Genomic DNA, 24,306 nt, shown 5'->3' on the forward strand with positions numbered 1-24,306 from the left:
TCGTCCGGGCGGATGAGGAGCCTGTCGTCCCCACTTCATAAGGTTGCTACGGGCTGCGCGACCGAGGGGGTGGGGCTAGCCCTACCGCTAAGAGGGAGTCATTCCCCATCGCGGAGGTTCCCGGATCGCGGCAGTCTTGATGCGGCGATCGGGGAACAGAGATCACCGATCGGACATCGAAGGAGAAAGACCGTGACAACGGCTGTATCGATTCCCAGGACCGGGGGCAGCGGAGGACATACGGCCGTCGCCGCCCGAGCACGTCAGGTCGTCAAGGCGTACGGCTCCGGGGAGACCCGGGTGGTCGCGCTGGACCATGTGGACGTGGACGTCGCGCGGGGGCAGTACACCGCGATCATGGGCCCGTCCGGCTCCGGCAAGTCGACCCTGATGCACTGCCTGGCCGGTCTGGACACCGTCAGCTCCGGGCAGATCTTCATCGACGAGACCGAGATCACCAAGCTGAAGGACAAGAAGCTCACCAAGCTGCGCCGGGACCGGATCGGCTTCATCTTCCAGGCGTTCAACCTGCTGCCCACGCTCAGCGCGATCGAGAACATCACACTGCCGATGGACATCGCGGGCCGCAAGCCCGACCGGGCCTGGATGGACCGGGTGGTGGAGACCGTGGGTCTGTCCGGCCGGCTCAAGCACCGTCCGAACCAGCTCTCCGGCGGTCAGCAGCAGCGCGTCGCCGTGGCCCGCGCCCTCGCCGCCCGCCCCGAGATCATCTTCGGTGACGAGCCGACCGGAAACCTGGACTCGCGGGCCGGCGCCGAGGTGCTGGGCTTCCTCAAGCGGTCGGTGGACGAGCTGGGCCAGACCATCGTGATGGTCACCCATGACCCGGTCGCCGCCTCCTACGCCAACCGGGTGCTGTACCTGGCCGACGGCCGGATCGTCGACGAGATGTACAACCCGACGGCCGATCTGGTCCTGGAGCGCATGAAGCACTTCGACGCGCGAGGACGGGTGTCATGACCGTCCTCAAGACCTCACTGCGCAACTTCGTCGCCCACAAGGGGCGGATGGCGCTGTCCGCGATCGCCGTGCTGCTGTCGGTGGCGTTCGTCTGCGGCACGCTCGTCTTCACCGACACCACCAACGCCACGTTCGACAAGCTCTTCGCGAGCACGGCCTCCGACGTCACGGTCAGCCCCAAGGGCGTCAGCGACAAGGACACCCAGCAGGGCCGGATCCGTACCCTGCCCGGTTCGGAGCTGGCGCGGCTGAAGCAGGTGGACGGCGTCAAGTCGGTGCTCGGCGACGCCACCAGCCAGTCGATCACCGCCGCCGACCGCGACGACAACAGCATCGGCTCGGACACCGGCGCCCCGACCATCGGCACCAACTGGGACCCGACCGAGAAGCGCTCGGTCGAGATCACCTCCGGCCACGCGCCACGCGGCCCGACCGAGATCATGGTCGACGCCGACACCGCCAAGAACAAGAAGCTGAAGCTGGGCGACGAGGTGCGGATCATCGCCATCCCGGGCGAGTTCCGCGCGAAGATCGTCGGCATTGCCACGTTCCAGGTGACCAACCCCGGCGCCACGCTGATCTACATGGACACCGACACCGCGCAGCGCAAGCTGCTCGGCGCCCCCGGGGTCTACTCCAGCTACTCGCTCACCGCCAAGGCGGGCGTCAGCCACGACCAGCTGAAGAAGAACGTCGTCGCCGACCTCGGCACCGGGGTCAAGGTGCAGACGAAGGCCGAGTCCAGCAAGGAGGCCGAGGACGACATCGGCTCGTTCCTGGACGTGATGAAGTACGCGATGCTCGGCTTCGCCGGGATCGCCGTCCTGGTCGGCATCTTCCTGATCGTCAACACCTTCTCGATGCTGGTCGCCCAGCGCACCCGTGAGATCGGCCTGATGCGCGCCATCGGCTCCAGCCGGAAGCAGATCAACCGGTCGGTGCTGATCGAGGCGCTGCTGCTCGGCGTCGTCGGCTCGATCCTCGGTGTCCTCGGCGGCGTCGGCCTCGCGGTCGGCCTGATGAAGATCATGGGCAGCGCGGGGCTCCACCTGAGCACCGACCAGCTGACCGTGAAGGCCACCACGCCCATCGTGGGCATCGGCATCGGCGTCGTCGTCACCGTCATCGCGGCGTACATCCCCGCCCGCCGGGCCGGGAAGATCTCCCCGATGGCGGCCCTGCGCGACGCGGGCACCCCGGCGGACAGCAGGGCCGGATGGATCCGCGGCGCGATCGGCACCCTGCTCACCGCGGGCGGCGCGGCCTCCCTGGTGGTCGCGGGGAACGCGGACAAGGCGGTCGACGGCTCGATGTTCCTGGGCCTCGGCGTGGTGCTGACGCTCATCGGCTTCATCGTCATCGGCCCGCTGCTGGCCGGTCTGGTGGTCCGGGTACTGGCCACCGTCGTCCTGCGGATCTTCGGCCCGGTCGGCCGGCTGGCCGAGCGCAACGCGCTGCGCAACCCGCGCCGCACCGGCGCCACCGGCGCGGCCCTGATGATCGGCCTGGCGCTGGTCGCCTGTCTGTCGGTGGTGGGCTCCTCGATGGTCGCCTCGGCCACCGACGAGCTGGACAAGTCGGTGGGCGCGGACTTCATCATCCAGTCCGACACCGGCCAGCCGATCACCAAGGGGATCGCGGACGCGGTGCGCCAGGCCAAGGGCCTGAAGCACATCAGCGAGGCCAAGGACATCGAGGGCACCAAGCTCACCCTGCCCGACGGCAAGACGGTCACCAAGGACCTCTCGGCCGCCAGCCCGACGTACGCCGAGGATCTGCGCACCCCGGTCGTCGAGGGCGACCTGTCCGCCGCGTACGGCAAGGACGCCATGTCGGTGCCCGAGGGCTTCGCCAAGGACCACAAGGTGAAGAAGGGCGACACCCTCACCGTCGCCTTCAAGGAGGGCCGCACCGCCAAGCTGACCGTCGCCGCGATCACCTCGGACGACGTCAGCCTCGACAAGGGCGCGCTGTACCTCAACATCGCCACCGTCGAGCGTTACGTCCCCGCCAAGCTGATCCCGGCCGACGTCATGATGCTGGCGCAGGCCAAGGACGGCCAGGAGAAGCAGGCGTACGACTCCCTCAAGTCCCAGCTGCACCACTACCCGTCGGTGAAGGTGCGCGACCAGACCGACTACAAGAAGGAGGTCAAGGACCAGGTCGGTCAGCTGCTCAACCTGGTCTACGGCCTGCTGGCGCTCGCGATCATCGTCGCCGTCCTCGGCGTGGTGAACACCCTGGCGCTCTCGGTCGTCGAGCGGACCCGTGAGATCGGCCTGATGCGCGCCATCGGCGTCTCCCGCCGCCAGATGCGCCGCATGATCCGCCTGGAGTCCGTGGTCATCGCCCTCTTCGGCGCCCTGCTGGGACTCGGGCTCGGCATGGGCTGGGGCACCACGGCCCAGAAGCTGCTGGCGCTCGAGGGTCTGAAGACCCTGGAGATCCCGTGGCCGACGATCATCACGGTCTTCATCGGCTCCGCCGTCGTGGGCCTGATCGCGGCCCTGGTCCCGGCCTTCCGGGCGGCGCGGATGAACGTCCTGAACGCGATCGCCACGGAATAGCAGAGCCAACGGGGGAAATGAGGCCCGCTGCCCCTCCACGGAGGGAGGGACAGAAGGGCGACCGGCCCGGTGTGCGACGGGGGAGCGCACCGGGCCGGTTTTTTCCTGTGCACCGTTTTCTTCTGTGCACCCGGTTTTTCCTGCGTGCCGGGGCGAATTCGATCACCGGCCGCCATATTGAGGCCGACTTCGCGGAGCGAGGCGCTCAGGTCAGTTGATGCCCCACGGGTCGGTGATCGGCGCGGAGTCGCTGGTGCCGTCGGGGTTGTGCCAGATACAGATGCTTGCGACGACATTGATCGGGACGACCAGGCCTCCAGAGGCCCGGCATTCGGCCTGGGTGACCGAGGGGCGGGGAGCGGCCTGGGCCGTTCCTCCGATTCCCAGCGTGAGGGCGAGGGCCCCGAGGGTGGTTGCCGCAGCTAACGCAAGGCGACGAGAGCGCATATCGGTACACTCCGATCCGGTGGACTTTCCACCTCGGCGAGAAAGCTAGCCGGACGAACTCGAGGAATTCACTAGAGCTGTGACCGCGCGGTTCGGATGAGGGGACGTCGGCGTATTCCGGTACGGCAAAACCGCCGCCCGGGTGGGCCCGCAGAATTCCGGCGCAATGTCAATGCATTCGTCGCCGATGGCCGATTCTCTGCCGCACAGCTACTGGTCCCGTGGTTTGACTTGGAGTGCGCTCCAACTCCTAGCGTGATCGTCACGACCACGAAGGAGGTACCCGATGTCCGAACTGCCCACCCGCCGCCTGGGCGCCCTGACCGTCGCGGCCCAGGGCCTGGGCTGCATGGGGATGAGCCACGGCTACGGCGCCTCGGACGACGCCCAGTCGATCGCCACGCTCCACCGCGCCCTCGACCTCGGCGTCACGCTGCTGGACACCTCCGACTTCTACGGCGCCGGGCACAACGAGGAGCTGCTCGGCCGGGCCCTGGCCGGGCGGCGGGAGCGGGCGGCGCTGGCCACCAAGTTCGGGTTCGCCAACCGGCTGGGGGAGCCGACCGCGATCCGGGGGGACGCCGCGTACGTCCGCCAGGCGTGCGACGCCTCGCTGCGGCGGCTCGGCGTCGATCACATCGACCTCTACTACCAGCATCGCGTCGACCCCGACGTCCCCATCGAGGAGACCGTCGGCGCGATGGCCGAGCTGGTCCAGGCGGGCAAGGTGCGCCATCTCGGTCTGTCCGAGGCGGGCGCGGAGACCATCCGCCGGGCCCACGCGGTGCACCCCATCGCGGCCCTCCAGAGCGAATGGTCGCTGTGGACGCGGGACCTGGAGCACGAGATCGTCCCGGTCTGCCGCGAGCTCGGCATCGGCCTCGTCCCCTTCTCCCCGCTCGGCCGCGGCTTCCTGACCGGCCGCTACACCTCCGTCGACGGCCTGCCGGAGACCGATGTGCGCCGCACCCAGCCCCGGTTCGCGGACGGCAACCTCGAACAGAACCTGGCCATCGTCGACAAGCTGAACGAACTGGCCGCCGAGAAGGGCGTCACCGCCGGTCAGCTCGCCCTCGCCTGGGTGCAGCACCGCGGCGACGACGTGGTCCCCATCCCGGGCACCCGGCGCCAGAAGTACCTGGAGGAGAACCTGGCCGCGGTCGCCATCGAGCTGTCCGCCGACGACCTGGCCGCGATCGACGCCGCGGCCCCGGCCGACCAGGTGGCGGGAACCCGCTACGACGAGAAGAGCCTCACCTTCGTCAACCGCTGACCCCCATCAGCTCGCTGATCACCGCGCCCAGCGCCTGTTGTTCGTCATCCGCCGGCCAGCGGGCGGCGTGCACCATGCGCAGCGCGGTGATCAGCCGCTCCCGCTCCTCCTCCGTACCGAGGTCGCCGAGGTACGGCGGGAGGATCACCCCGAGCGCCCGCAACTCGCCGCGGGCACACAGCCGCTCCAGCAGCGCTGCGAGCGGTCCGTTCCTGCGGGTCGTACGCAGCCCGTCGGCGATGCCGAAGCGGGTCCAGTCCGCGTAAGCCCCGGCCGGTACGTCGCCGATGTGCGCGGCGGCGCGTACGAAGTGCCGGTGGGCAGCGGCTGGGTCACCGAGTGCCCGGTACGCCGAGCCCATGGTGACGTGCAGCGAGGCGTAGAACCCGCGGACCCGCTCGTCGCCGACCGCGTCCGCGCGGTCCAGGCACTCCTGGTTCCAGCGCAGTGTCTCGGCGGGGGTGGGCTGGTGCCGGGCGAGGTAGTGCGCGGCCACGCATTTCTCGTAGTCGTCGGCGGCGATGTCCCACGCCTGCCGGAAGCGGGCGCGGGCATCGTCGGCCCGGCCCTCGGCCTCGGCGGCCATGCCCTGCACGCACAACCGGACGACGGGATTGTCGGGATCCATTGCGGTCTCCTTCACGGGGTCCGGACGGGCATGACGAGCGTCGTGAAACTGCCCTGATCGGCGGAACGGACGACGACGGGCTCGCTGTCCGAGGCGATCTCCAGCAGCACGTCCGGCCCCACACCGGCCTCCAGCGCGGGCACGAGGGCGGCCGGGTCGAAGGCGATGCGCAGCGGCGGCCCGGTGGAGAGGGCGGACAACGGAGGCCCGTCTGCGACGGCGGGCGGTGGCGCGGTGCCATCCACGGCGGCCGACGATGGCGCACCGTCCGCGACGGCGGGCAGCGCCGGGCCACCCTCGACCGTCAGCCCGCCGTCACCGGTCCGCAGCACCACCGGCCCGTCACCACCCCACCCCGCAACAACCGCACACAGCGCCGCCCGATCGGTGATCACCCGATGCCGGGCGGCAGCCAGTCCGTCGAGCACCATGCGGTACGCGGGAAACATCTCATCCGCGACGGCAAGCGCCCGCTCCTCCCCGCCCCCACGTACGCGGACGTCGTCCCCATCCACCTCGATCGCGACCTCCGCCAGCCCCCGCACCCGCCCCGCGACCTCCCGCAACTCCTCCACACCGACCGGCAGCCCACACGGCTCACCGCTGATCGCGAGCGGCCGCAGCGCCCGTACGGACAGCCGGTAGCGGTCGGTGGCCACCAGCCGCAGCTCCTGCTCGGCGAGCTCGACCAAGACGCAGCCCAGCACCGGAAACTCCGCCCGCACCGCACCGGACGCCACCGCCGAGCCCACCTGTCGCACCGCGCCCGCCAGCTCGGCGCCGCCGATCCGGACCTGGGCTCGGCGCGCCCCGCCCGGCAGGGTGCGCAGCACGTCCTCGATGGCCGCACGGGCGGCCGCCGCGGACTCCCTGGTCCGTCGCAGATGGTCCCGCAGCAGCTCCCGGGCCTCTTCGGGCGGCCCGTCCAGCACGGCCGTCGCCTCGACCAGCGGCAGCCCGGCGTCCCGCAGCCGCCGCAGCAGCGCGGCGCGGGGCGCCTGCTCCGGGGCGTAGTACCGATACCCGGTGGCCGCGTCCACCCGCGCGGGCCGCAGCACCGCGCAGTCGTCGTAGAACCGCAGCGCGCTCGGCGCCAGCCCGACCCGGCGGGCGAAGGCGCCGATGCCCATCAGGGGCTCGTCGTCGTCCATGGCCGCCATGCTCGGCCTTCAAGCGGCTCGAAGGTCAAACGGAACCGCCCCGATGAGTTTCGCGCCGCCCCTCGGTCTTACCGGCATAACCCATGACCACCAGGGAGGTCACCATGACCGAGACCGCGAAGGGCACCCGGTTCACCGAGATCGGCCGGGTCGCCGTCACCGTCGCCGACCAGGACCGGGCGCTCGATTTCTACGTCAACACCCTCGGCTTCGAGAAGCGCGCCGACATTCCCTTCGGCGACGGCATGCGCTGGATCGAGGTGGGCCCGGCAGGCGCCCCGACCGGCATCGCGCTCGTCCTCCCGCGCGAGGGCCAAACCGCTGAGGGCACCGAGACGGGCCTGATCCTCACCTCCGCGGACATCGACGCCGACCACGCCACCCTGCGCTCCCGCGGCGTCGACACCGACCCCGAGGTCCAGCGCTGGGGCGCCCCGGTCCCGCCGATGTTCGGCTTCCGCGACGCGGACGGCAACTCCCTGATGGTCGTCCAGAACGACTGAGCCCCACCCCGCCGGGAGCCGGTCCGCACACGGGGGCGGACCGGTTCCCGGGTACGCTCAGCCGCTTGCGGTGGTGTCGTGACCGAAGTGGTCGAGGGCGCCTGCCTTGGCGGCGCGTAGGAAGGTGCCGAAGGTGGCGGGGCTGGTGGCGAGGATGGTGTCGGGTGCGGCGCTCTCGCGCAGCTGGAGGGCACCGGTGCGGTCGTTGCGTCCAGGAATTCGCTCTGGACGACGGCTGGCGGGATGCCGAGGTCGCGGCGTGGGGGACGGCGTACGAGGACGGGCGGGTGGACGTGACCAGCGTCGACGGGCTGCGGCGGCTCAGCCTGGCCTCGCCCGCCCGGGCGACTTGGTACTTCGCGCGGCGGGACGGCGTCACCGCCCGGTTGGTGTGGCTCACGCCGTCGCGTGCCGCCACGTTCGACCCCGCCGAGGCGGCCTGACCGGCGGCCACCGGGCTCACCGGCGCGTTGTCAGTCGCTCCTAGTAGAACTGTTGCTCACATCGCCCCCCTGACACGCCGCACGGCAGGAGCAGCCAGCATGAGAAGGCACGACGATCACCTTGAGGAGCTGTACGGCCTCCCGGCTTTCACGTTTCCCGCGCCCGGCGAGACAGCAACCCTGCCCGAACCCGACGCCGTGGCCTGGCGGATCGGCTATGAGAGGTGGGAATCCGAGGAGAGGTGGGTGGAGACCTTCGGCCGCTTCTGTGCCGAGGTCGACATCACGCGGGTCCGCGCTCTGATCGTCGGCATCTGGGGCGATGTGGAAGACACCGATCCGTCCGAGGTCATCGAAGCGCTGTTGGCCGTGCGCGACCGGCTGCCCGCCCTGCGGTCGGTGTTCCTCGGGGACATCACGGACGAGGAGTGCAGTCTCTCCCGGATCAGCCAGACCGACGTCACACCGCTGCTGACCGGCTTTCCCGCACTGGAGGATTTCGGCGTGCGCGCGGGGTGGGGCACCAGCCTGGGAGAAACATTGAAGCTGGAGTTCCCCGCCCTGCGCCATGACGCGCTGCGCAGGCTGACCGTGCAAAGCAGTGGCCTGCCGGGTGGCGTCGTGCGCGGTGTGGGGGCGAGCGAACTGCCCGCGCTGGTCCACCTCGACCTGTGGCTGGGCAGCAACGACACCGGTGGGGACTGTGAGGTGGCCGATCTGGAGCCGATCCTGTCCGGTGCCCGGATGCCCCGGCTGCGGCACCTGGCCCTGCGCAACAGCGAGATCCAGGACGAGGTCGCCGCCGCCGTGGCGTCCGCCCCGGTGGTCGCTCGGCTCGAGGTGCTCGACCTTTCCATGGGCATCCTGAGCGACGACGGCGCCGCCGCCCTCCTCAGCGGCCAGCCGCTGACCCACCTCACAAAGCTGGACCTGCACTACAACTTCCTCAGCGAGCCCTTCCGGCAGCGCATACGCCAAGCGCTCGAACCCGCGGGCGTCGAAGTGGATCTCGATCAGAGTGACGTCGACTACGAGGCCGACGGCACCGTCTGGCGCTCCATCTGTGTTGAGGGGCTCCCCTAAGGGGTGTCTTGTCGATCAGTCCGGATCAGCGAGCGGCGTCAGGGGGCACCTCCCAGCGGTAGCTGGGGGCGCGGGGGGCACCTCCCAGCGGTAGCTGGGGGAGCGACGAGCGCGGGGCCGCGAGGTGCCGTGCCGGGCGTCGGGAGCCCGGCACGACCGGCAAGACACCCCCTAGTCGCGGGGGAGCAGGGTGCCCAGCGGGCCGAGGTCCAGGTTGAGGTCGTCCGGTGTCAGGCCGTGCTGGTCGCACAGCTCCGCCATGCGCTGGTCGAGCAGCATCAGCGTGGTGCCGATGCGCTCGATCTGGTCGTCGGTGAGGCCGCCCGCGTCGATGCGGCGGATGGCCTGGCGCTCCATCAGCTGGCGGAGGAGTTCGACGACCGTCAGCACCAGGGCCACCAGGTCGCGGCCGACCGAGTCGCGGTCGATGTCGACGCGGGACGGGGCGGAGGGGACCGGCGTGCTCATAGCGGGCCGCTGTCGGTCCACGGGGCCCGCACCCGTTCGTTGACCGAGGAGAGCAGGGCGTGCAGGGAGAGGCGGACGAGGGGGACCTCGGCGATCGCGATGACCAGGTCGCCGCTGATGACGACGCCGGTGGCGAGCACCCGGTCGAGGAGGTCCACGAGGGGGACGCCGAGCGGGCCCAGGGCCTCGGCGGGGGTGGTTCCCCACTCGGGGGCCTCTTGACGGGCGGTGGCGGCGGGGTTCGCCTCCCACAGGGCCCGGGCCGGAGCGGCATCCCAGGTGGGCCCGGTCATGGGGGTCATGGGGTCGCCCCCGCGTCCGTGATTCCTCCGTCGACGAAGGAGTACGGCACCCACGGTCCGGAGAGTTCGATCCGCACGTCCGCCTCGTCGTGGCGCAACGACGCGAGCGCGGCGCGCAGTTCGCGCTCCCGGCCCAGGTCGAGCAGGTAGGCCGCGTTCAGCACATGGGTGCGGTGCTTCCCGGTCACCTCGACGCCGTGCGGGCGCAGCCGGCGCGCGGCCACGGCGAGGCCCCGGACGACGGTGTCCACCCGCTCGGCGGCCCGCAGCGCCAGGGTGTGGCGCTGTTCGCGGCCGCGCTGCCGGGTGCGGACGCGGTCCAGATAGGCGCGGCCGCTCCCGGGGCCGTCCGACGGGGCGGGGGCCGCTTCGGGCGGCGGCCCCGTGGGGGCGTAGACCTTGACGCCCCATTCGACCCGGCCCGCGATCCGGTCCAGGGCGGTCAGCAAGGACGTCTGCCGGTCGCCCAGGGCCTCGCGGACGCGGCCGTCGTCGAGATAGACCGTGGCCAGGGGCAGCGGAACGGCCGGGGCCAGCGCCGACGCCGCCGTGATCACCGCGTGGTGGGCGCGGGCGCAGCGCTCCAGCTCGGCGCCGTCGGACAGCCGCCGGCGCAGCGCCGCCTCGCCGTACCCGGCCGCGGGCACGTCCTGGACCACGGCGGTGAGCGGGCCCGCCGCGAGCGTGCGGACCGGGGCGCCGGTGCCGAGCCCGGGGAGTTCCGCCAACGGTTCCGCCGGGTCGGTGAGGCCGTCGCCCCGGCAGACCGCGAAGGCGTAGGTGAGGGTGGGGGGTTCGGCGCGGGTCATGGGCGCCTCTCCTCCTCGGCCGCGCCGACCGTGCTCAGCTCCTCTGCGCCGATCCGTGACTCCAGGGCGTGAAGCCGCGTCCGCAGGTCCGCGTTCTCCTGGGCGAGGGTGTCCCGCGCGGCGCGCGACGAGAGCGCGGGATCGGTTTCCCACCAGTCGATGCCGGCCTTACGGGCGGTGTCCACGGAGGAGATGAACAACCGCAGCCGGATGGTGAGCAGTTCGATGTCCAGCAGGTCGATCTTGATGTCCCCGGCGATCACGATGCCCTTGTCCAGGACCCGCTCCAGGATCTCGGCGAGGTCGGAGGGGTGCCGCTCGTCGTTCACGGTCGGGGGGTCGATCAGACCGCGTTCAGTCATGGTGTCGCACCCCCGCCCTTCCTCCCCGGCCGCCCGGGCCTCCCCGGCCGCCCGAGCGCTCCAGCAGCTCCAGCAGCCGGTCCTCCTCCCGGTCGAACTCCTCCGGGCCGATCGCCCCCGACTCCAGCGCCTCGTTCAGCGCGGCGAGCCGGGCGCGCAGCACCGACGGATGGCACATCTCCTCCTCCGCCATGTCCCGCACGCGCTCCGCGATCCACACCACCCCGCGCACCGGCGCCAGCGGGAAGAGGACGACCTGGCTCAGTACGCCCATCTCAGACCCGGCCTTCCGTGAAGCTGTAGCAGGGCAGCGGGCCGGTGAGCCGCAGTTCGGCCCGGTCGCGGTGGGCGGCCGCGAGGCGTTCCACGGTGCCCTCGAACCGCCGCTGCTCGCGCCGGTCCAGCAGGAACGAGGCGTTGAGCACGCACCCCTCGACCTCCGGGCCGTGCACCGTGGCGTCCGCCACGGCCGAGAGCTCCGCGAGCACCGTGGCCGCGGCGGCCGCCGCCCTGCGCCTCAGCCCGCGCGCCACGGCCTCGCCGAGCCGGACGCTGGCCTCGTACCCCGGGGCCCGGCGCGCGGCGGTGCGCAACCGGCTCACCTCGGGGTCCTCCCGTACCAGCGCGCCCAGGTCGGCCTCGGTGGGCAGCGCCTTGAGGTTCATCTCCACGCGTCCCTCGAGGCGTTCCAGCGCGGCCAGACAGTCGTGCTGTGTGCACAGCAGCTGCCGCCGCACCGACTCCTCGTCGGGGGCGACCATGCCGAAGCGCATCGGCAGCACCGGCCCGTCCCGCCCCAGCGTCAGGGCGAGGTCCTGGTGGGCGAGGAGGTCGCGGCGCTTGGCGCGCAGCCGGGCCGGAGCGTCGCTGATCACCGCGGCCAGCGCTCCGGCCCGGACGGTACGGACCGGGGCGGGCCGCTCGCCCACCCCGGTGCGGCCGGGCGGCACCGTGTGGGAGGCGCGGACGACGCCGTAGACGTACACGCTCTGCGGTGCGGGCGCGGGCGCGGTCATGGATCAGTCCTCCTCGGAGGCAGACGGTGAACGGCGGCGGGTGGGGGCACTGCGCCGCCGGGGGCGGCTCTCCCGCTCCTCCCGCTCCCCTTCTTCCCCCTCCTCGTCATCGGCCCCGACGGCCCGCTTGACCTTCTCGCCCACGCCCGCCACCGCCTTCTTGGCCTTCTTCTTGGCGAGGCCGGTGGCCATGCCCCCGGCCGGACTCCCGCCGCCGCCCGCCATCCCGCCCAGCAGTTCCGGAACGGTCTTGCTGCGGTCGAATTCGAGGTCCAGACGGTTGCAGGCCTCGGCGAAGCGGAGGTACGTGTCCACGCTGGCGACCACGATCCGGGCGTCGATCTTCAGGATCTCGATGCCGACGAGGGAGACCCGGATGAAGACGTCGATCACCATGCCCCGGTCGAGGATGAGTTCCAGGCAGTCGTAGAGGGTGCCGGTCCGCTGGATGCAGACGACCTCTTCCGTGTAAGTGCCACTGGGCATCTCGGGGCGTCCTTTCGGCTGTCGCGTCTCAGCAGTCGTCGGCCGCACCGCGCCGGTAGCGGCGGACCCTCCGGTATTCCTGGAGCTCGCCCCGCTCGTCGATGCGCACCTCGTACGTGGCCAGCAGGCTGGTGGTGTCGGGGATCCGGGCGACCTCGAGGACGTCCACGCTGACGAGCCAGCCGTCCTCGTGGCGGGCCACGCCGCTGACGCCCTCGGGCTCATGGACGATCAGTGAGGCGAGCTGTTCGCACGCGTGCCGGGCGGCCTCGGCCGGTTTGGGGGCTCGGGGCCGGGTACTCGTCCTGGTGGGCGATGGGCGCGGGTCTCGCTCTGCCATGTGCATCAGTGTGATCACAGGGCGTGCCCGGCCGCCCGTCGTGATGGGCCGGACGGATGCCTGCCGCCATGGGCCGGACGGCCCCGTGCCGCCACGGGCGCGGGCCGGGCGCGGACCGCCGGGGCGCAGGCGGTTCCGGCGGGGCCACGGCCGGACCCGGCGTGGTTGTCCGCGGGTGGCCGTACTCTGGAAGACCCCCGGCCCGTGACACGTGTCGGGTCATTCGCGTTGTCCGCCTCCGGGATGGAATACCCCTTTATGAGCCTCACCGGTCTGCTCGACGCCGTCGTAAGGGACCCCGCGCTCGCCGAGGCGGTGCGCGGCGCCGCCGACGGCCATCGCCCCCATGTCGATCTGGTCGGCCCGCCCGCCGCCCGTCCGTTCGCCATCGCCGCGCTGGCGCGCTCCGCGGGCCGTCCCGTGCTCGCGGTGACGGCCACCGGCCGGGAGGCGGAGGACCTCGCGGCGGCGCTGCGCTCGCTGCTGCCGCCGGACGGGGTGGTGGAGTACCCGTCCTGGGAGACGCTGCCGCACGAGCGGCTCTCCCCGCGCTCGGACACGGTCGGGCGGCGCCTCGCGGTGCTGCGCAGGCTGGCCCATCCGAGCCCGGACGACCCGGCGGCCGGTCCCGTCTCGGTCGTCGTCGCGCCCGTGCGGTCCGTGCTCCAGCCGCAGGTCAAGGGGCTCGGTGACCTGGAGCCGGTGAGCCTGCGGGCCGGGCAGACCGCCGATCTGGAGGAGATCGTGGACGGGCTCGGGGCCGCCGCGTACTCCCGGGTCGAACTGGTCGAGAAGCGCGGTGAGTTCGCCGTGCGCGGCGGCATCCTGGACGTCTTCCCGCCGACCGAGGAGCATCCGCTCCGGATCGAGTTCTGGGGCGACGACATCGAGGAGATCCGCTACTTCAAGGTGGCCGATCAGCGGTCCCTGGAGGTCGCCGAGCACGGGCTGTGGGCCCCGCCCTGCCGGGAGCTGCTGCTGACCGACGACGTACGGGAGCGGGCCGCGGCCCTCGCCGAGGCCCATCCCGAGCTGGGCGAGCTGCTCGGCAAGATCGCCGAGGGGATCGCGGTCGAGGGCATGGAGTCCCTGGCCCCCGTCCTGGTGGACGACATGGAGCTGCTGCTCGACGTCCTCCCGGCGGGCAGTATGACGGTCGTCTGCGAGCCGGAGCGGGTGCGCACCCGGGCGGCGGACCTGGTGGCCACCAGCCAGGAGTTCCTCCAGGCGTCCTGGGCGGCCACGGCCGGGGGAGGGGAGGCCCCGATCGACGTCGGCGCGGCCTCCCTGTGGAGCATCGCGGACGTCCGCGACCGCGCCCGTGAGCTGGGCATGATGTGGTGGTCGGTGAGCCCCTTCGCGGCCGACGAGGAGCTCGACGCGGACACCGTCAAGCTCGGTATGCACGCCACCGAGAGCTACCGCGGCGACACCGCCCGGGCGCTGGCCGACACCAAGGGCTGGCTCGCCGACGGCTGGCGCACGGTCTATGTGACCGAGGGCCACGGCCCCGCCTCCCGCACCGTCGAGGTGCTCGGCGGCGAGGGGATCGCGGCCCGGCTGGACGGCGACCTCACCGAGATCAAGCCGTCCGTGGTGCATGTGGCCTGCGGCTCGATCGACTACGGCTTCATCGACCCGGCCCTGAAGCTGGCCGTGCTGACCGAGACCGATCTGTCCGGGCAGAAGGCCGCGGGCAAGGACGGGGCGCGGATGCCCGCGCGCCGCCGTAAGACCATCGATCCGCTCACCCTCGAGGCGGGCGACTTCATCGTCCACGAGCAGCACGGCGTGGGCCGCTACATCGAGATGGTGCAGCGCACCGTCCAGGGCGCCACCCGTGAGTACCTGGTGGTGGAGTACGCCCCGGCCAAGCGCGGCCAGCCCGGCGACCGGCTCTTCGTCCCGACCGACCAGCTGGAGCAGGTCACCAAGTACGTGGGCGGCGAGGCGCCGACCCTGCACCGGCTCGGCGGCGCCGACTGGACCAAGACCAAGGCGCGCGCCAAGAAGGCCGTCAAGGAGATCGCCGCCGACCTGATCAAGCTCTACTCGGCCCGGATGGCGGCGCCCGGCCATGCCTTCGGCGCGGACACCCCCTGGCAGCGCGAGCTGGAGGACGCGTTCCCGTACGCGGAGACCCCCGACCAGCTCACCACCATCGCCGAGGTCAAGGAGGACATGGAGAAGTCGGTTCCGATGGACCGGCTGATCTGCGGCGACGTCGGCTACGGCAAGACCGAGATCGCGGTCCGCGCGGCCTTCAAGGCGGTCCAGGACGGCAAGCAGGTGGCGGTGCTCGTGCCCACGACCCTGCTGGTGCAGCAGCACTTCGGCACCTTCGGCGAGCGGTACGGCCAGTTCCCGGTCAATGTCAGGGCGCTCTCCCGCTTCCAGACCGACACCGAGGCCAAGGCGGTGCTGGAAGGGCTGCGGGACGGCTCGGTCGACATCGTCATCGGCACCCACCGGCTCTTCTCCTCCGAAACCAAGTTCAAGGACCTGGGTCTGGTCATCGTGGACGAGGAGCAGCGCTTCGGCGTCGAGCACAAGGAGCAGCTGAAGAAGCTCCGCGCCAATGTGGACGTGCTGACCATGTCCGCCACGCCCATCCCGCGCACCCTGGAGATGGCGGTCACCGGCATCCGCGAGATGTCCACGATCACCACCCCGCCGGAGGAGCGCCATCCGGTGCTGACCTTCGTCGGACCGTACGAGCAGAAGCAGATCGGCGCGGCGATCCGGCGCGAGCTGCTCCGCGAGGGCCAGGTCTTCTACATCCACAACCGGGTGGAGTCCATCGACCGGGCCGCCGCCCGGCTGCGCGAGATCGTCCCCGAGGCGCGGATCGCCACCGCCCACGGGCAGATGTCGGAGGGCGCGCTGGAGCAGGTCGTGGTCGACTTCTGGGAGAAGAAGTTCGACGTCCTGGTCTCCACGACCATCGTCGAGTCCGGGATCGACATCTCCAACGCCAACACCCTGATCGTCGAGCGCGGCGACAACTTCGGCCTCTCCCAGCTGCACCAGCTGCGCGGCCGGGTCGGGCGAGGGCGCGAGCGCGGTTACGCGTACTTCCTCTACCCGCCCGAGAAGCCGCTCACCGAGACCGCCCATGAGCGGCTGGCCACGATCGCCCAGCACACCGAGATGGGCGCGGGCATGTATGTGGCGATGAAGGACCTGGAGATCCGCGGCGCGGGCAATCTGCTCGGCGGCGAGCAGTCCGGCCATATCGCGGGCGTCGGCTTCGACCTCTACGTCCGGATGGTCGGCGAGGCCGTCGCCGACTACCGCGCCTCGATCGAGGCGGGCGAGGGCGAGCCCGTGGAGGCGCCGCTGGAGGTCAAGATCGAGCTTCCGGTCGACGCGCACGTCCCGCACGACTACGCCCCCGGCGAGCGGCTGCGCCTCCAGGCGTACCGGGCGATCGCCTCCGCGAGCAGCGAGGACGACATCCGCGCCGTCCGCGAGGAGCTCACCGACCGCTACGGCAAGCTCCCCGAGCCGGTGGAGAACCTCCTCCTGGTCGCCGGACTGCGCCTGCTGGCCCGCGCCTGCGGCGTCACGGACATCACCCTCCAGGGCTCCAACATCCGCTTCTCCCCGGTGGAGCTCCGCGAATCCCAGGAGCTGCGCCTCAAGCGCCTCTACCAGCGCTCGGTCATCAAGCCCGCCACCAAGCAGGTCCTGGTGCCCCGCCCCGCCACCGCCCGCATCGGCGGCAAGCCGCTGGTGGGGCGGGAGCTGCTGGCGTGGACCGGGGAGTTCCTGACGTCGATCCTGGGGTCGTGAGGGCGATCCTGGGGGCGTGACCGGGCGGCCGTCCCGGGCGGTTGCCCTGAACCGGCTTGCCTGCGGGGCCGCCGTGCATGGAAAATGCATGCATGGTGGCTCTTCAGATTCGGGATGTGCCGGACGAGGTGCGCGACATACTGGCCGAACGGGCGAGGCAGCTGGGCCAGTCCCTCCAGGGATATCTGCTGGACCTGGTCAAGCACGAGGCCGAGCGGGCGGGCAACGTCGCGCTGTTGCAACGGTTCGAGGGTCGATCGGACGGCGTCGAGACCGCCGTGAGCGAGACCGTACGCGAGCTCGACGCCGACCGCGCGGCACGCGTCGCCGGACCCGGCCTCTCACCGGGGGAGCCGGGGGCGCCCGCGTGATCATCGTGGACGCGAGCGTCCTCATTGAAGCGCTCACCGGGGACGCCGCCGCCGGGAAGGCGGCCCGTGCGCGCCTCGCTCAGGACCCGCATTGGGCGGCGCCCGGCCATCTCGTCGTCGAGACCTTCCACGCGGTACGCGGTCGGCTCCTCGGAGGGAAGATCACCCAAGCCCGCGCCGAGGACGCCGTGGCCGCGCTGACCGGGGCATCGATCGAGTCGATCGCCATCCAGCCGCTCCTGATGCGCATGTGGGAGCTGCGGGGGCAGGTCACGGGCTACCACGCGGCGTACATCGCGGCGGCGGAGGTGTACCGGGCTCCGCTGATCACTGGTGATGCCCGGCTGAGTCGCTGCACCATGGCGCGCTGCGTGATCGAAGTCCTCGGCTGATCGCCTGGGCGAGGGGGACAGGGGCGGGCCGCGCGCGACACCCCCGTCGTCGCGCGGCGGCCGGCCCCGGCTCATGAGCCCGGCGGGGTGGCCGGGTGCGGTGCCGTGCGGGTGGGGGAGTGCGCCCTCAGCCCTCAGCCCTCAGCCCTCGGCGAGAGGCGGGGCTCGGCGCGGCCCGTCGTGGCTTGTCCAGGACAATAGGCGCCCGCGGCATCCGCGGCGAGGAACGATGTGCACAGTGAGCGCGCCGGGCGGTTCCCCATCGAACGGTGAGTGCGCTGGCGAACGGTGAGTACGACGGCGAACGGAGAGCGACCCCGGTGTGCGGTCGCCCCGTCTCAGAGCGAGCCCAAAGCCCGCATCGCGAGCCATAGTTCGTACTTCGCGCTCGGCGCGGTCAGCAGGGAGCGGCCCAGGGCGTCCTCCGCCCTGGTCAGGCGCTTGCGGGCGCCCGGGAGGGAGATGCCCAGGGCGGTGGCCGCTGCGGGGAGGCGGGCGTCGGCGCGCAGCCAGGCGCGTATGGTCTCCAGGCCGGCCGTCGGACCGGCCTGCTCCAGGGGGCGCAGCTGGGCCCGGGCCCAGGCCCCGGCGGCGGGGGTGCCCAGCACCGCGTCCAGTGTGGCGGTGTGCCCCGGCGGGGCCTGGGCGCGGGCCGCCGCGGCCTGGGGCGCCGTATGCAGCCGCAGCGCCAGCCACGCGGCCGACTGCGCGGCCAGACTGCGGCTGACCTCCACGCCCAGCAGCTCGTCCAGATGGCGCATCCGCGCCGCGAGCGTATTGCGGTGGATCTTCAGATGGCGGCTGGCCGCCCCGCCGAAGCTGAGCCACGACCCGAGCGTGCCCAGCAGCTCCTGCGGGCCCGGGTCGGCGCGGCGGGCCGGTGCGTACCGCAGACAGGGCGCCAGGAGCTCGCTCGCCCACACATAGCCCTCCGGGCCCGCCAGGACGGTCACATCCACATCGCCGCCGAAACCCGCGCGGCGCCCGGGCGCGTTACGGGCCACCGCCAGCGCGTGGATGGCCTGCTCGTACGCGGTCGGTGTGTCCCGCAGCGCGACCGCCGCGCTCACCCCGACCCGGCATTCGGGCACCAGCCGGACGATCAGCAGGTCCAGTGGCGCAGGGCCGCCGCGCGGGCCGCCGCTCACCGCCGCCGCACCCGGGCCCGGCTCGGGCGGTACGAGCGCGAGCACATGGTTCGGGCGCACCGGACACGGCACGATCCACGCCCCGCCCCCGGCCTCGCGGTCGATCCGCCGGGCGATCTCGCGCCGCCGGGCGTGCGGGCACTCGATGACGTACATCTGGACCATCGCGGGCAGCGCCGGCCGCAGCGCCCCGGCGATCCGCTGCGCGGCGGGCACGCTGCCCACCATCAGCAGATGCAGCACCGCCTCCCGGCTGTACTCCTCGGCCGACTCGATCCGCCGCCGCGCCCGCTCGGACTGCTCCAGCCGCCAGCACAGGGCGAGGGTGCGGGCGGCGTCGGCGAGCAGCGTTCCGCAGTGCGGATCGTCCGGCCCGACGACGGCGAGATACGTCCTGGGGCCGGTGTCGAGCGCGATCAGATGCACCGGGGGCCCATCGCCCCCGCCCAGCACGGCGGAGGCCGCCCCGCGCCGGTGCAGCTCGACAGCGGCCACGGCGGCGGCGTCGACGGCGACCCGCGCCACCGCCGGGTCGTGCTCCCCACCCGGCCCGGCCAGCACCCGCCCCGTGTCCCCGACCAGCACGGCCGGACCCCCGGTCCGCCGGGCCAGCCAGCCGAGCATCGCCCGTACCGCCCCACGCTTGGTGGCCAGCCGGGCGAGAGCGAGAACGTCATCGGCGCGGTCGGCGCGGTCGGCGCGCACGTCGGAGGGCGGGGTGTGCATGAAACAGCACATTAGTTCTGATCGCCTGGGTTTCGGAAAGGGCCCGACCCCGCCTGTGGAAAACCTGTGGAAACGACGGAGACGTAGCCGGTTCCTCCGAGCGCTTCGGGACCACTGTCATCCTGTGGCTCGCGGTTCCGCGAGCAGGCCGGGCAGGGCAAAGAGAGTCCGGCCCTGCGCCATGCTGGTGTGCTCGATCCAGCCGTCCGGCAGGGCGAGCGTGTGGCGGCGCAGGCGGCGGCCAGTGGTGCGCATAACGGGGGAGAGATGGCAGGGGTCGAGTTCCTCGACCAGTAGGCTCGGGGCGCTGGTGGCTGGGTTCTTCTTCCCTGTGACGGCGAGTGGCAGGCGCCCGGTAGGCGCAAGAGGCAGAGGTGCCATCCGCCAGATCGGTCCGCGGAGGGCGGACAGGCTGGCCCGGCCGAAGTCGCGTTCCTCGAGCGGGGTCATTGGTTCGCCGTTGGTGCCGGTCAGGCCGCGGAACAGTTTCTCGGCGCGGCCCTGGTTGACGATCTGTCCGGTGTCGATGGTGAAGGTCCGGGAGAAGAACATGCGCGGTGGGTAGCCGGCCCGCTCAAGCGCCGCAGCGTACGCGGCGACCTGGGGATGGATCTGCTCGCACAGATGGGCCGCCGCAGCACGGTCGATGGGCTGCAATTCGTCGGCCTGGGCGGTGAGCGCCTGAAGAACGGTGGCCACGTCCGCGCCAGTGGCATGGGCGAACTCGTCCCGGCGGCCCAGCCCGTGGGCCCGCTTGTGGGCCAGCAAGGTGTTGAGCAGGGGCCTGGTTGCGTCGGTGTAGCCGGAGTTCGGGCGCACGGCGGTGGCCGGATAGAGGTGCAGGGCGGTGAAGGTGCCGTCGGGGTGGAAGTTGGGATCGGCCGCGAAGTACGGGCCGTCGGCGTTGGAGAAGCGGTGCAGCCGTACCGTCCGGGCCCGGTGCGGCACCGAGAGGGTGCCGGTGAGCGCAGCCTGCACCGTGGCGGCCGTCGGCGGTGCGATGTCGGAGGTGATGTGCAGGTAGGGGGCACCGGGTTCGGAGTAGAGCGGCTCGTCCAGGCTCTCGATCACGGTCTCGGGCAGCTCACCGTCGGTCCGTTCATGGGAGATGAGCAGGTGGGGGCCGGTGGCGAGGACGTGGTGGCCGTCGATGCGGGCGTCGGTCAGTTCGCCGATCCCGACGAGCGGGGCGAAGCGGAGCTCGCACGCGGCGGTGGTGGCGCCGTGCCCGAGCACGTCCAGTAGTGGACGGTATGTCCGCAGGGCAGCGGCCAGATCCTCGATATACGCCTGGCGGTCGACCCCGAAGCGGCCGGTGAAGCCGAGGGTGTAGGGGGTGACGGAGAAACGGATGCCGTCGAAGGCGCCGGTGAACTCCTTCACCAGGTGCTGGTGCATAGCGGCCAGTCGCGCGGAGTGGCGGGAGTAGCCGACGGTGGAGATTCGCAGCTTCACGCCAAGGACATCACGGGCAAGCTGGGCATAGTGGTCGAGGTGGGGGTAGGAGCCGATGTCGTTGTCCAGATAGGGGAAGACCACGCCGGGGCGGTGGATACGGCCCGAGGCGATGGCCAGGCTCCGCTCGGCGGCGACCCCCGCGAGCGCGGTGAACAGGCCGGTCAGCCCCTCTTGGGTCAGGCTCCAGATGTCGCGGCCGGCACCTTGCGAGCACATGGCGCATCCATTGAAGCAGCCGACCTGTGGGGCCAGGTATTGCAGGCGGGTGAAGGCGTCGTCGGGCATGCGCCGCAACTGCTCCAGCAGCCCGGGTACGACGGTGGTGGTCATGACGGTGTCACCTCGCTGGAAGTCGGTGGTGAGTAAGCCCCAAGGTCACGCCCGGTCTCGAACTCGCCGAAGAGCGGCATGTACTCCAGCCGCCAGCACACCTGCACGCACCGTTTCGGCAGTGCGGCCCCGATCCCGCCCCCACGGGCATCCCAACCCACCAGTTCGGTGGAGGAGTCCGCCCGCTTCTTCGCCATCCCTGAGGGCTACCCACCAACACAGCAGACAGCACCGGAAGCGCTGCCGCGCCCGTCAACCCGACCGGCGCTGATCCGGTACCCGCTGTACTCGATCACGCGTCCCTCGCGTCTGACGAGGATGCGGTCAGCCAGTTGCGTGTTCTCGAGCCGGTGTGTGACGACGATGGTCATGCGGCTGTCGGCGATGCGCCGGATCATGCGGGAGGACCTGGGCATCTTCGACTGAGGCCCGGGGCCGGGGCCATGACCTCGGGGGTAATCGACGCTCCTGGCGGGGCGCGGCAGGCTGATCCGTGTCCGCCGATCCGCTTGGAGCACTTGGAGGAGCCATGCCCGCCGCCTACGCGCTCGCGCATCTGCACGGCCGCAGCCCGCACCCCGACGTCATCGAGTACCTGGAGCGGATCCAGGCCACCCTCGACCCCTTTCACGGCCGGTTCCTCATCCACGGCGACACGTTCGAGGTGGTCGAGGGGGAGTGGCCGGGCAGTGTGGTGCTGATCGAGTTCCCGGGCGGGATGGCGGACGCCCGCGCGTGGTACGCGTCGCCCGCCTATCAGGACATCCTGGCGCTGCGCACCGACCACATCGAGGGCGATGTGATCCTGGCCGATGGCGTCGGCCCCGGCTACGACCCACTGAAGCGGGCCGAGAAGCTCCGGTCCGCCGACCCCAGCGGGTACGCCCGCTGAGCGCTCCGCGGGAAGTGTCGCGATGTGTCGTCGGCCGACTGCGGCGCCGTCGTGGCTGGTCCCACGCGGCGGAGCCGCATATCGACACAGCCGCGGCGGAGCCGCACAACGACACAGCCCCGCGCCCCTTCGGGGCGCTGCCCGAACCGTAGCGGGCTTCCTCCGACCTGCTGGGCGCGCGCCACCCAGCGGGTCTTCCCCCCTCTCCGCCACTTCCCGCGGCATGGATATGCGGCTCCGCCGCGTGGCAAGGGCTTCGCCCCTGGGCCCCGGGGGGCGACGAGCCGACCGTCGCCGCGATCAGCGCACCGGCCGGGGATGCCGACCGCGCCACCTGCGACGCGGCCGGGGGCTGGGGCGGAGCCCCAGTTGGGGGAAGGGGCGGGGAGGGGAGTAGCCCACCGCAGGCGTCAGCGCCCCACCGCGTAGCCCTGCGCGCCGCGCGGGTTGGCGGCGGCGAGCAGGACGCCCGTCTCCGGGTCGCGGGCGACCGCGCACAGGCGGCCCTCCGACCAGGGTTCGCCGACCACGACGTCGTGGCCTCGGCGGCGGAGTTCCGCAAGGGCGGGTTCGCCGATGCGGGACTCGACGACCACCCGGCCCGCCGTCATCGCCCGGGGGTGGAAGGAGCCGGGGAAGGACTCCTGGTGCCAGTTGGGGGCGTCGATGGCGCCCTGGAGATCCAGGCCGGAGCGCACCGGCGCCCGTAGCGCCACGCCGAGGAAGAAGTGGGTGCTCCACTGGTCCTGCTGGTCGCCGCCGGGAGTGCCGAAGGCCATGACGGGGGTGTCGCCGCGCAGCGCGAGCGAGGGGGTGAGCGTGGTGCGGGGGCGGCGGCCGGGGGTGAGGGAGTTGGGCAGGCCGGGGTCCAGCCAGGTCATCTGGAGCCGGGTGCCGAGCGGGAAACCCAGCGCGGGGATGACGGGGTTGGACTGGAGCCAGCCGCCGCTGGGCGTGGCCGCGACCATGTTGCCCCAGCGGTCCACCACGTCGAGGTGGCAGGTGTCGCCCCGGGTCACCCCGTCCCGGTCGACGACGGGTTCGCCATGAGCCGGTCCGCCCAGCCCCAGGCCCAGGTCCCCGCCGCCGACCGTCGGCTCGCCGCCGCCCGGCCCGGCGGCCGGTCCGGCCGCCCCGGACGCGGCGCGGGCCACCGCGGCCAGCGCCTGCTTGCTCAGCCGTGGCGTACGGCCCCCGGGATGCCCGGGGCGCAGCTCGTACGAGGCCCGTTCGCCGATCAGCGCCCGCCGCTCGTCGTTGTACGGACGCGAGAGCAGCTCCGTCAGCGGCACGTCGGCGGCGTCCCCGTACCACGCCTCGCGGTCGGCCATGGCCAGCTTGCCGCCCTCGATCAGGAGGTGCAGGAAGTCGGGCGTGCCCAGGTCGGCCTCGCTCAGCTCGTACGGCAGCAGGGCGAGTTGCTGGAGCAGCACCGGCCCCTGGCTCCAGGGCCCGGCCTTGCACACGGTCCAGCCGTTCCAGAAGTGGCGGACCGGCGGCTCGTACGTGGCCTCGAAGGCGGCCAGGTCGTCCCCGGTCATGGTCCCGGCGTTGCGGTGCCCGGACGAGTCCATCGCGGGCCGGGCCGCCGCGTCCGCCAGCTCCTCCGCGATGAAGCCCTCGCGCCAGACCCGGCGGGCCGCCTCGATCTGGGTCTCGCGCCCCGGCCCTGCCCCCTCCGCCTCGGTGACCAGCCGTCGCCAGGTGGCGGCCAGCGCGGGGTTGGTGAGCAGCCGCCCGGCGGCGGGGGACTTCCCGTCCGGCAGATACAGCTCGGCCGAGGTGGTCCACTCGGTCTCGAACAGCTCCCGCACCGTCTCGACGGTCTCCCCGATCCGCTCGACCGCCGGATGGCCGTGCTCGGCGTAGCCGATCGCGTACCGCAGCACCTCGGCGAGCCGCTTCGTACCGTGGTCGCGCAGCAGCACCATCCAGGCGTCGAACGCACCGGGCACCGCCGCCGCGAGCGGGCCGGTGCCGGGGACGAGGTCGAGGCCGAGCGCGGTGTAGTGGTCGATGGTGGCCCCGGCGGGGGCCGGGCCCTGGCCGCACAGCACGGTGGGTTCGCCGCCCGCCGGGGCGAGGATGATCGGCACCTCACCGGCGGGCCCGTTCAGATGCGGCTCGACCACATGCAGGACGAACCCGGCGGCCACGGCCGCGTCGAAGGCGTTGCCGCCGTCCTCCAGGACGGCCATGGCGGACTGCGAGGCCAGCCAGTGGGTGGAGGACACCATGCCATGGGTGCCCTGAAGGGTGGGCCGGGTGGTGAACATGTCGGCAGGCTCCTGGTCTCGTACGAATGCGGGTGCGGGTGCGGGTGCGG

24 protein-coding genes are annotated in these 24,306 nt (G+C 72.1%); 10 read left to right on the forward strand and 14 right to left on the reverse strand.

Translation table 11 applies throughout. From position 1 onward, the window contains the following. The first annotated feature begins 192 nt into the window (after nt 1–192). From KHP12_RS31480 to KHP12_RS31490, 3 genes are all read left to right on the forward strand, one after another. A complete protein-coding gene (locus KHP12_RS31480) occupies nt 193–981 on the forward strand; it encodes an ABC transporter ATP-binding protein (RefSeq protein ID WP_210609765.1) in 789 nt (262 codons plus the stop codon). Continuing rightward, the gene (locus KHP12_RS31485; protein WP_086886498.1) at nt 978–3,548 is read left to right on the forward strand and encodes an ABC transporter permease; all 2,571 of its coding nucleotides are present in this window, start codon (nt 978–980) and stop codon (nt 3,546–3,548) included. The genes KHP12_RS31480 and KHP12_RS31485 overlap by 4 nt, the downstream gene beginning before the upstream one ends. Nucleotides 3,549–4,281: 733 nt before the next feature. Continuing rightward, nucleotides 4,282–5,268 (forward strand): aldo/keto reductase, encoded by a 987-nt coding sequence (locus KHP12_RS31490; protein ID WP_086886499.1) that lies wholly within the window; start codon nt 4,282–4,284, stop codon nt 5,266–5,268. Here the strand turns inward: KHP12_RS31490 and KHP12_RS31495 are convergent. Both KHP12_RS31495 and KHP12_RS31500 read right to left on the reverse strand, forming a co-directional pair. Then, on the reverse strand, nt 5,258–5,896 hold the full coding sequence (locus KHP12_RS31495) for a hypothetical protein (protein ID WP_086886500.1): 639 nt from the start codon (nt 5,894–5,896) through the stop codon (nt 5,258–5,260). The two genes, KHP12_RS31490 and KHP12_RS31495, sit on opposite strands and share 11 nt — an antisense overlap. An 11-nt stretch (nt 5,897–5,907) precedes the next feature. Further along, nucleotides 5,908–7,047 carry a MerR family transcriptional regulator gene (locus KHP12_RS31500; RefSeq protein WP_308016866.1) on the reverse strand — a complete coding sequence of 380 codons (1,140 nt, stop codon included), beginning with the start codon at nt 7,045–7,047 and terminating at the stop codon, nt 5,908–5,910. 113 nt (nt 7,048–7,160) lie between these two features. Here KHP12_RS31500 and KHP12_RS31505 point away from each other — a divergent pair, with 113 nt between their 5' ends. From KHP12_RS31505 to KHP12_RS31515, 3 genes are all read left to right on the forward strand, one after another. Beyond that, nucleotides 7,161–7,559, forward strand: a complete 399-nt coding sequence (locus KHP12_RS31505) for a VOC family protein (protein ID WP_086883567.1) — start codon at nt 7,161–7,163, stop codon at nt 7,557–7,559. A gap of 164 nt (nt 7,560–7,723) precedes the next feature. Then, nucleotides 7,724–8,002: a hypothetical protein gene (locus KHP12_RS31510; RefSeq protein WP_086883568.1), complete on the forward strand. Its 279-nt coding sequence runs from the start codon at nt 7,724–7,726 to the stop codon at nt 8,000–8,002. Between the two features lie 99 nt (nt 8,003–8,101). After that, nucleotides 8,102–9,085 (forward strand): STM4015 family protein, encoded by a 984-nt coding sequence (locus KHP12_RS31515; protein ID WP_086883569.1) that lies wholly within the window; start codon nt 8,102–8,104, stop codon nt 9,083–9,085. A gap of 171 nt (nt 9,086–9,256) precedes the next feature. On the opposite strand, the gene KHP12_RS31520 is transcribed toward KHP12_RS31515, so the two are convergent. The 8 genes from KHP12_RS31520 to KHP12_RS31555 all read right to left on the reverse strand — a co-directional run bounded on the left by KHP12_RS31520 (nt 9,257) and on the right by KHP12_RS31555 (nt 12,868). Next, nucleotides 9,257–9,553 carry a gas vesicle protein K gene (locus KHP12_RS31520; RefSeq protein WP_086883570.1) on the reverse strand — a complete coding sequence of 99 codons (297 nt, stop codon included), beginning with the start codon at nt 9,551–9,553 and terminating at the stop codon, nt 9,257–9,259. Next, entirely contained in the window at nt 9,550–9,735 is a 186-nt protein-coding gene (locus KHP12_RS31525) for a gas vesicle protein (RefSeq protein ID WP_044581510.1), read from the reverse strand. Before KHP12_RS31525 ends, KHP12_RS31520 begins: the two co-directional genes overlap by 4 nt. A 116-nt stretch (nt 9,736–9,851) precedes the next feature. Continuing rightward, complete coding sequence (locus tag KHP12_RS31530; protein WP_086883571.1) at nt 9,852–10,664, reverse strand: GvpL/GvpF family gas vesicle protein; 813 nt, start codon at nt 10,662–10,664, stop codon at nt 9,852–9,854. Then, on the reverse strand, nt 10,661–11,026 hold the full coding sequence (locus KHP12_RS31535; RefSeq protein WP_086883572.1) for a gas vesicle protein: 366 nt from the start codon (nt 11,024–11,026) through the stop codon (nt 10,661–10,663). The genes KHP12_RS31530 and KHP12_RS31535 overlap by 4 nt, the downstream gene beginning before the upstream one ends. Next, nucleotides 11,019–11,300 carry a gas vesicle protein GvpG gene (locus KHP12_RS31540; RefSeq protein ID WP_086883573.1) on the reverse strand — a complete coding sequence of 94 codons (282 nt, stop codon included), beginning with the start codon at nt 11,298–11,300 and terminating at the stop codon, nt 11,019–11,021. The genes KHP12_RS31535 and KHP12_RS31540 overlap by 8 nt, the downstream gene beginning before the upstream one ends. A gap of 1 nt (nt 11,301) precedes the next feature. Continuing rightward, a complete protein-coding gene (locus KHP12_RS31545) occupies nt 11,302–12,042 on the reverse strand; it encodes a GvpL/GvpF family gas vesicle protein (RefSeq protein WP_210609769.1) in 741 nt (246 codons plus the stop codon). Nucleotides 12,043–12,045: 3 nt separating this feature from the next. After that, complete coding sequence (gene gvpJ, locus KHP12_RS31550) at nt 12,046–12,528, reverse strand: gas vesicle protein GvpJ (RefSeq protein ID WP_037950880.1); 483 nt, start codon at nt 12,526–12,528, stop codon at nt 12,046–12,048. 28 nt (nt 12,529–12,556) lie between these two features. Next, entirely contained in the window at nt 12,557–12,868 is a 312-nt protein-coding gene (locus KHP12_RS31555) for a gas vesicle protein GvpO (RefSeq protein WP_063745093.1), read from the reverse strand. A 258-nt stretch (nt 12,869–13,126) separates the two neighbouring features. On the opposite strand from KHP12_RS31555, the gene mfd reads away from it, so the two are divergent. The 3 genes from mfd (at nt 13,127) to KHP12_RS31570 (ending at nt 17,426) form a co-directional block, all read left to right on the forward strand. Further along, nucleotides 13,127–16,663 (forward strand): transcription-repair coupling factor, encoded by a 3,537-nt coding sequence (gene mfd, locus KHP12_RS31560; protein WP_210609771.1) that lies wholly within the window; start codon nt 13,127–13,129, stop codon nt 16,661–16,663. Nucleotides 16,664–16,755: 92 nt separating this feature from the next. Beyond that, the gene (locus KHP12_RS31565; protein WP_244203469.1) at nt 16,756–17,034 is read left to right on the forward strand and encodes a hypothetical protein; all 279 of its coding nucleotides are present in this window, start codon (nt 16,756–16,758) and stop codon (nt 17,032–17,034) included. After that, complete coding sequence (locus tag KHP12_RS31570) at nt 17,031–17,426, forward strand: type II toxin-antitoxin system VapC family toxin (RefSeq protein ID WP_086886255.1); 396 nt, start codon at nt 17,031–17,033, stop codon at nt 17,424–17,426. Before KHP12_RS31565 ends, KHP12_RS31570 begins: the two co-directional genes overlap by 4 nt. Before the next feature lie 338 nt (nt 17,427–17,764). On the opposite strand, the gene KHP12_RS31575 is transcribed toward KHP12_RS31570, so the two are convergent. The 3 genes from KHP12_RS31575 to KHP12_RS31585 form a co-directional block, all read right to left on the reverse strand. Continuing rightward, nucleotides 17,765–19,300 carry a helix-turn-helix domain-containing protein gene (locus KHP12_RS31575; RefSeq protein ID WP_210609773.1) on the reverse strand — a complete coding sequence of 512 codons (1,536 nt, stop codon included), beginning with the start codon at nt 19,298–19,300 and terminating at the stop codon, nt 17,765–17,767. Nucleotides 19,301–19,417: 117 nt separating this feature from the next. Then, nucleotides 19,418–21,088: a hypothetical protein gene (locus tag KHP12_RS31580; protein ID WP_086885684.1), complete on the reverse strand. Its 1,671-nt coding sequence runs from the start codon at nt 21,086–21,088 to the stop codon at nt 19,418–19,420. 206 nt (nt 21,089–21,294) lie between these two features. Then, the gene (locus KHP12_RS31585; RefSeq protein WP_086885683.1) at nt 21,295–21,486 is read right to left on the reverse strand and encodes a hypothetical protein; all 192 of its coding nucleotides are present in this window, start codon (nt 21,484–21,486) and stop codon (nt 21,295–21,297) included. Between the two features lie 131 nt (nt 21,487–21,617). Here KHP12_RS31585 and KHP12_RS31590 point away from each other — a divergent pair, with 131 nt between their 5' ends. After that, nucleotides 21,618–21,980, forward strand: a complete 363-nt coding sequence (locus KHP12_RS31590; protein ID WP_086885682.1) for a DUF1330 domain-containing protein — start codon at nt 21,618–21,620, stop codon at nt 21,978–21,980. 410 nt (nt 21,981–22,390) lie between these two features. Here the strand turns inward: KHP12_RS31590 and KHP12_RS31595 are convergent, their stop codons facing one another. Further along, nucleotides 22,391–24,256, reverse strand: coding sequence for a gamma-glutamyltransferase family protein (locus KHP12_RS31595; protein WP_086886312.1), 1,866 nt, complete (start codon nt 24,254–24,256; stop codon nt 22,391–22,393). Between the last annotated feature and the right edge of the window lie 50 nt (nt 24,257–24,306).

This window comes from Streptomyces asiaticus (assembly GCF_018138715.1).
Lineage (GTDB): Bacteria > Actinomycetota > Actinomycetes > Streptomycetales > Streptomycetaceae > Streptomyces > Streptomyces asiaticus.

What these genes read in the sequence shown, in the direction of transcription:
- KHP12_RS31485 (WP_086886498.1), top strand. Translation starts at nt 978, where the DNA reads ATGACCGTCCTCAAGACCTCACTGCGCAACTTCGTCGCCCACAAGGGG.
- KHP12_RS31490 (WP_086886499.1), top strand. Translation starts at nt 4,282, where the DNA reads ATGTCCGAACTGCCCACCCGCCGCCTGGGCGCCCTGACCGTCGCGGCC.
- KHP12_RS31495 (WP_086886500.1), bottom strand. Translation starts at nt 5,896, where the DNA reads ATGGATCCCGACAATCCCGTCGTCCGGTTGTGCGTGCAGGGCATGGCC.
- KHP12_RS31500 (WP_308016866.1), bottom strand. Translation starts at nt 7,047, where the DNA reads ATGGACGACGACGAGCCCCTGATGGGCATCGGCGCCTTCGCCCGCCGG.
- KHP12_RS31505 (WP_086883567.1), top strand. Translation starts at nt 7,161, where the DNA reads ATGACCGAGACCGCGAAGGGCACCCGGTTCACCGAGATCGGCCGGGTC.
- KHP12_RS31515 (WP_086883569.1), top strand. Translation starts at nt 8,102, where the DNA reads ATGAGAAGGCACGACGATCACCTTGAGGAGCTGTACGGCCTCCCGGCT.
- KHP12_RS31520 (WP_086883570.1), bottom strand. Translation starts at nt 9,553, where the DNA reads ATGAGCACGCCGGTCCCCTCCGCCCCGTCCCGCGTCGACATCGACCGC.
- KHP12_RS31530 (WP_086883571.1), bottom strand. Translation starts at nt 10,664, where the DNA reads ATGACCCGCGCCGAACCCCCCACCCTCACCTACGCCTTCGCGGTCTGC.
- KHP12_RS31535 (WP_086883572.1), bottom strand. Translation starts at nt 11,026, where the DNA reads ATGACTGAACGCGGTCTGATCGACCCCCCGACCGTGAACGACGAGCGG.
- KHP12_RS31540 (WP_086883573.1), bottom strand. Translation starts at nt 11,300, where the DNA reads ATGGGCGTACTGAGCCAGGTCGTCCTCTTCCCGCTGGCGCCGGTGCGC.
- KHP12_RS31545 (WP_210609769.1), bottom strand. Translation starts at nt 12,042, where the DNA reads ATGACCGCGCCCGCGCCCGCACCGCAGAGCGTGTACGTCTACGGCGTC.
- gvpJ (WP_037950880.1), bottom strand. Translation starts at nt 12,528, where the DNA reads ATGCCCAGTGGCACTTACACGGAAGAGGTCGTCTGCATCCAGCGGACC.
- KHP12_RS31555 (WP_063745093.1), bottom strand. Translation starts at nt 12,868, where the DNA reads ATGGCAGAGCGAGACCCGCGCCCATCGCCCACCAGGACGAGTACCCGG.
- mfd (WP_210609771.1), top strand. Translation starts at nt 13,127, where the DNA reads ATGAGCCTCACCGGTCTGCTCGACGCCGTCGTAAGGGACCCCGCGCTC.
- KHP12_RS31565 (WP_244203469.1), top strand. Translation starts at nt 16,756, where the DNA reads ATGGTGGCTCTTCAGATTCGGGATGTGCCGGACGAGGTGCGCGACATA.
- KHP12_RS31575 (WP_210609773.1), bottom strand. Translation starts at nt 19,300, where the DNA reads ATGCACACCCCGCCCTCCGACGTGCGCGCCGACCGCGCCGACCGCGCC.
- KHP12_RS31580 (WP_086885684.1), bottom strand. Translation starts at nt 21,088, where the DNA reads ATGACCACCACCGTCGTACCCGGGCTGCTGGAGCAGTTGCGGCGCATG.
- KHP12_RS31585 (WP_086885683.1), bottom strand. Translation starts at nt 21,486, where the DNA reads ATGATCCGGCGCATCGCCGACAGCCGCATGACCATCGTCGTCACACAC.
- KHP12_RS31590 (WP_086885682.1), top strand. Translation starts at nt 21,618, where the DNA reads ATGCCCGCCGCCTACGCGCTCGCGCATCTGCACGGCCGCAGCCCGCAC.
- KHP12_RS31595 (WP_086886312.1), bottom strand. Translation starts at nt 24,256, where the DNA reads ATGTTCACCACCCGGCCCACCCTTCAGGGCACCCATGGCATGGTGTCC.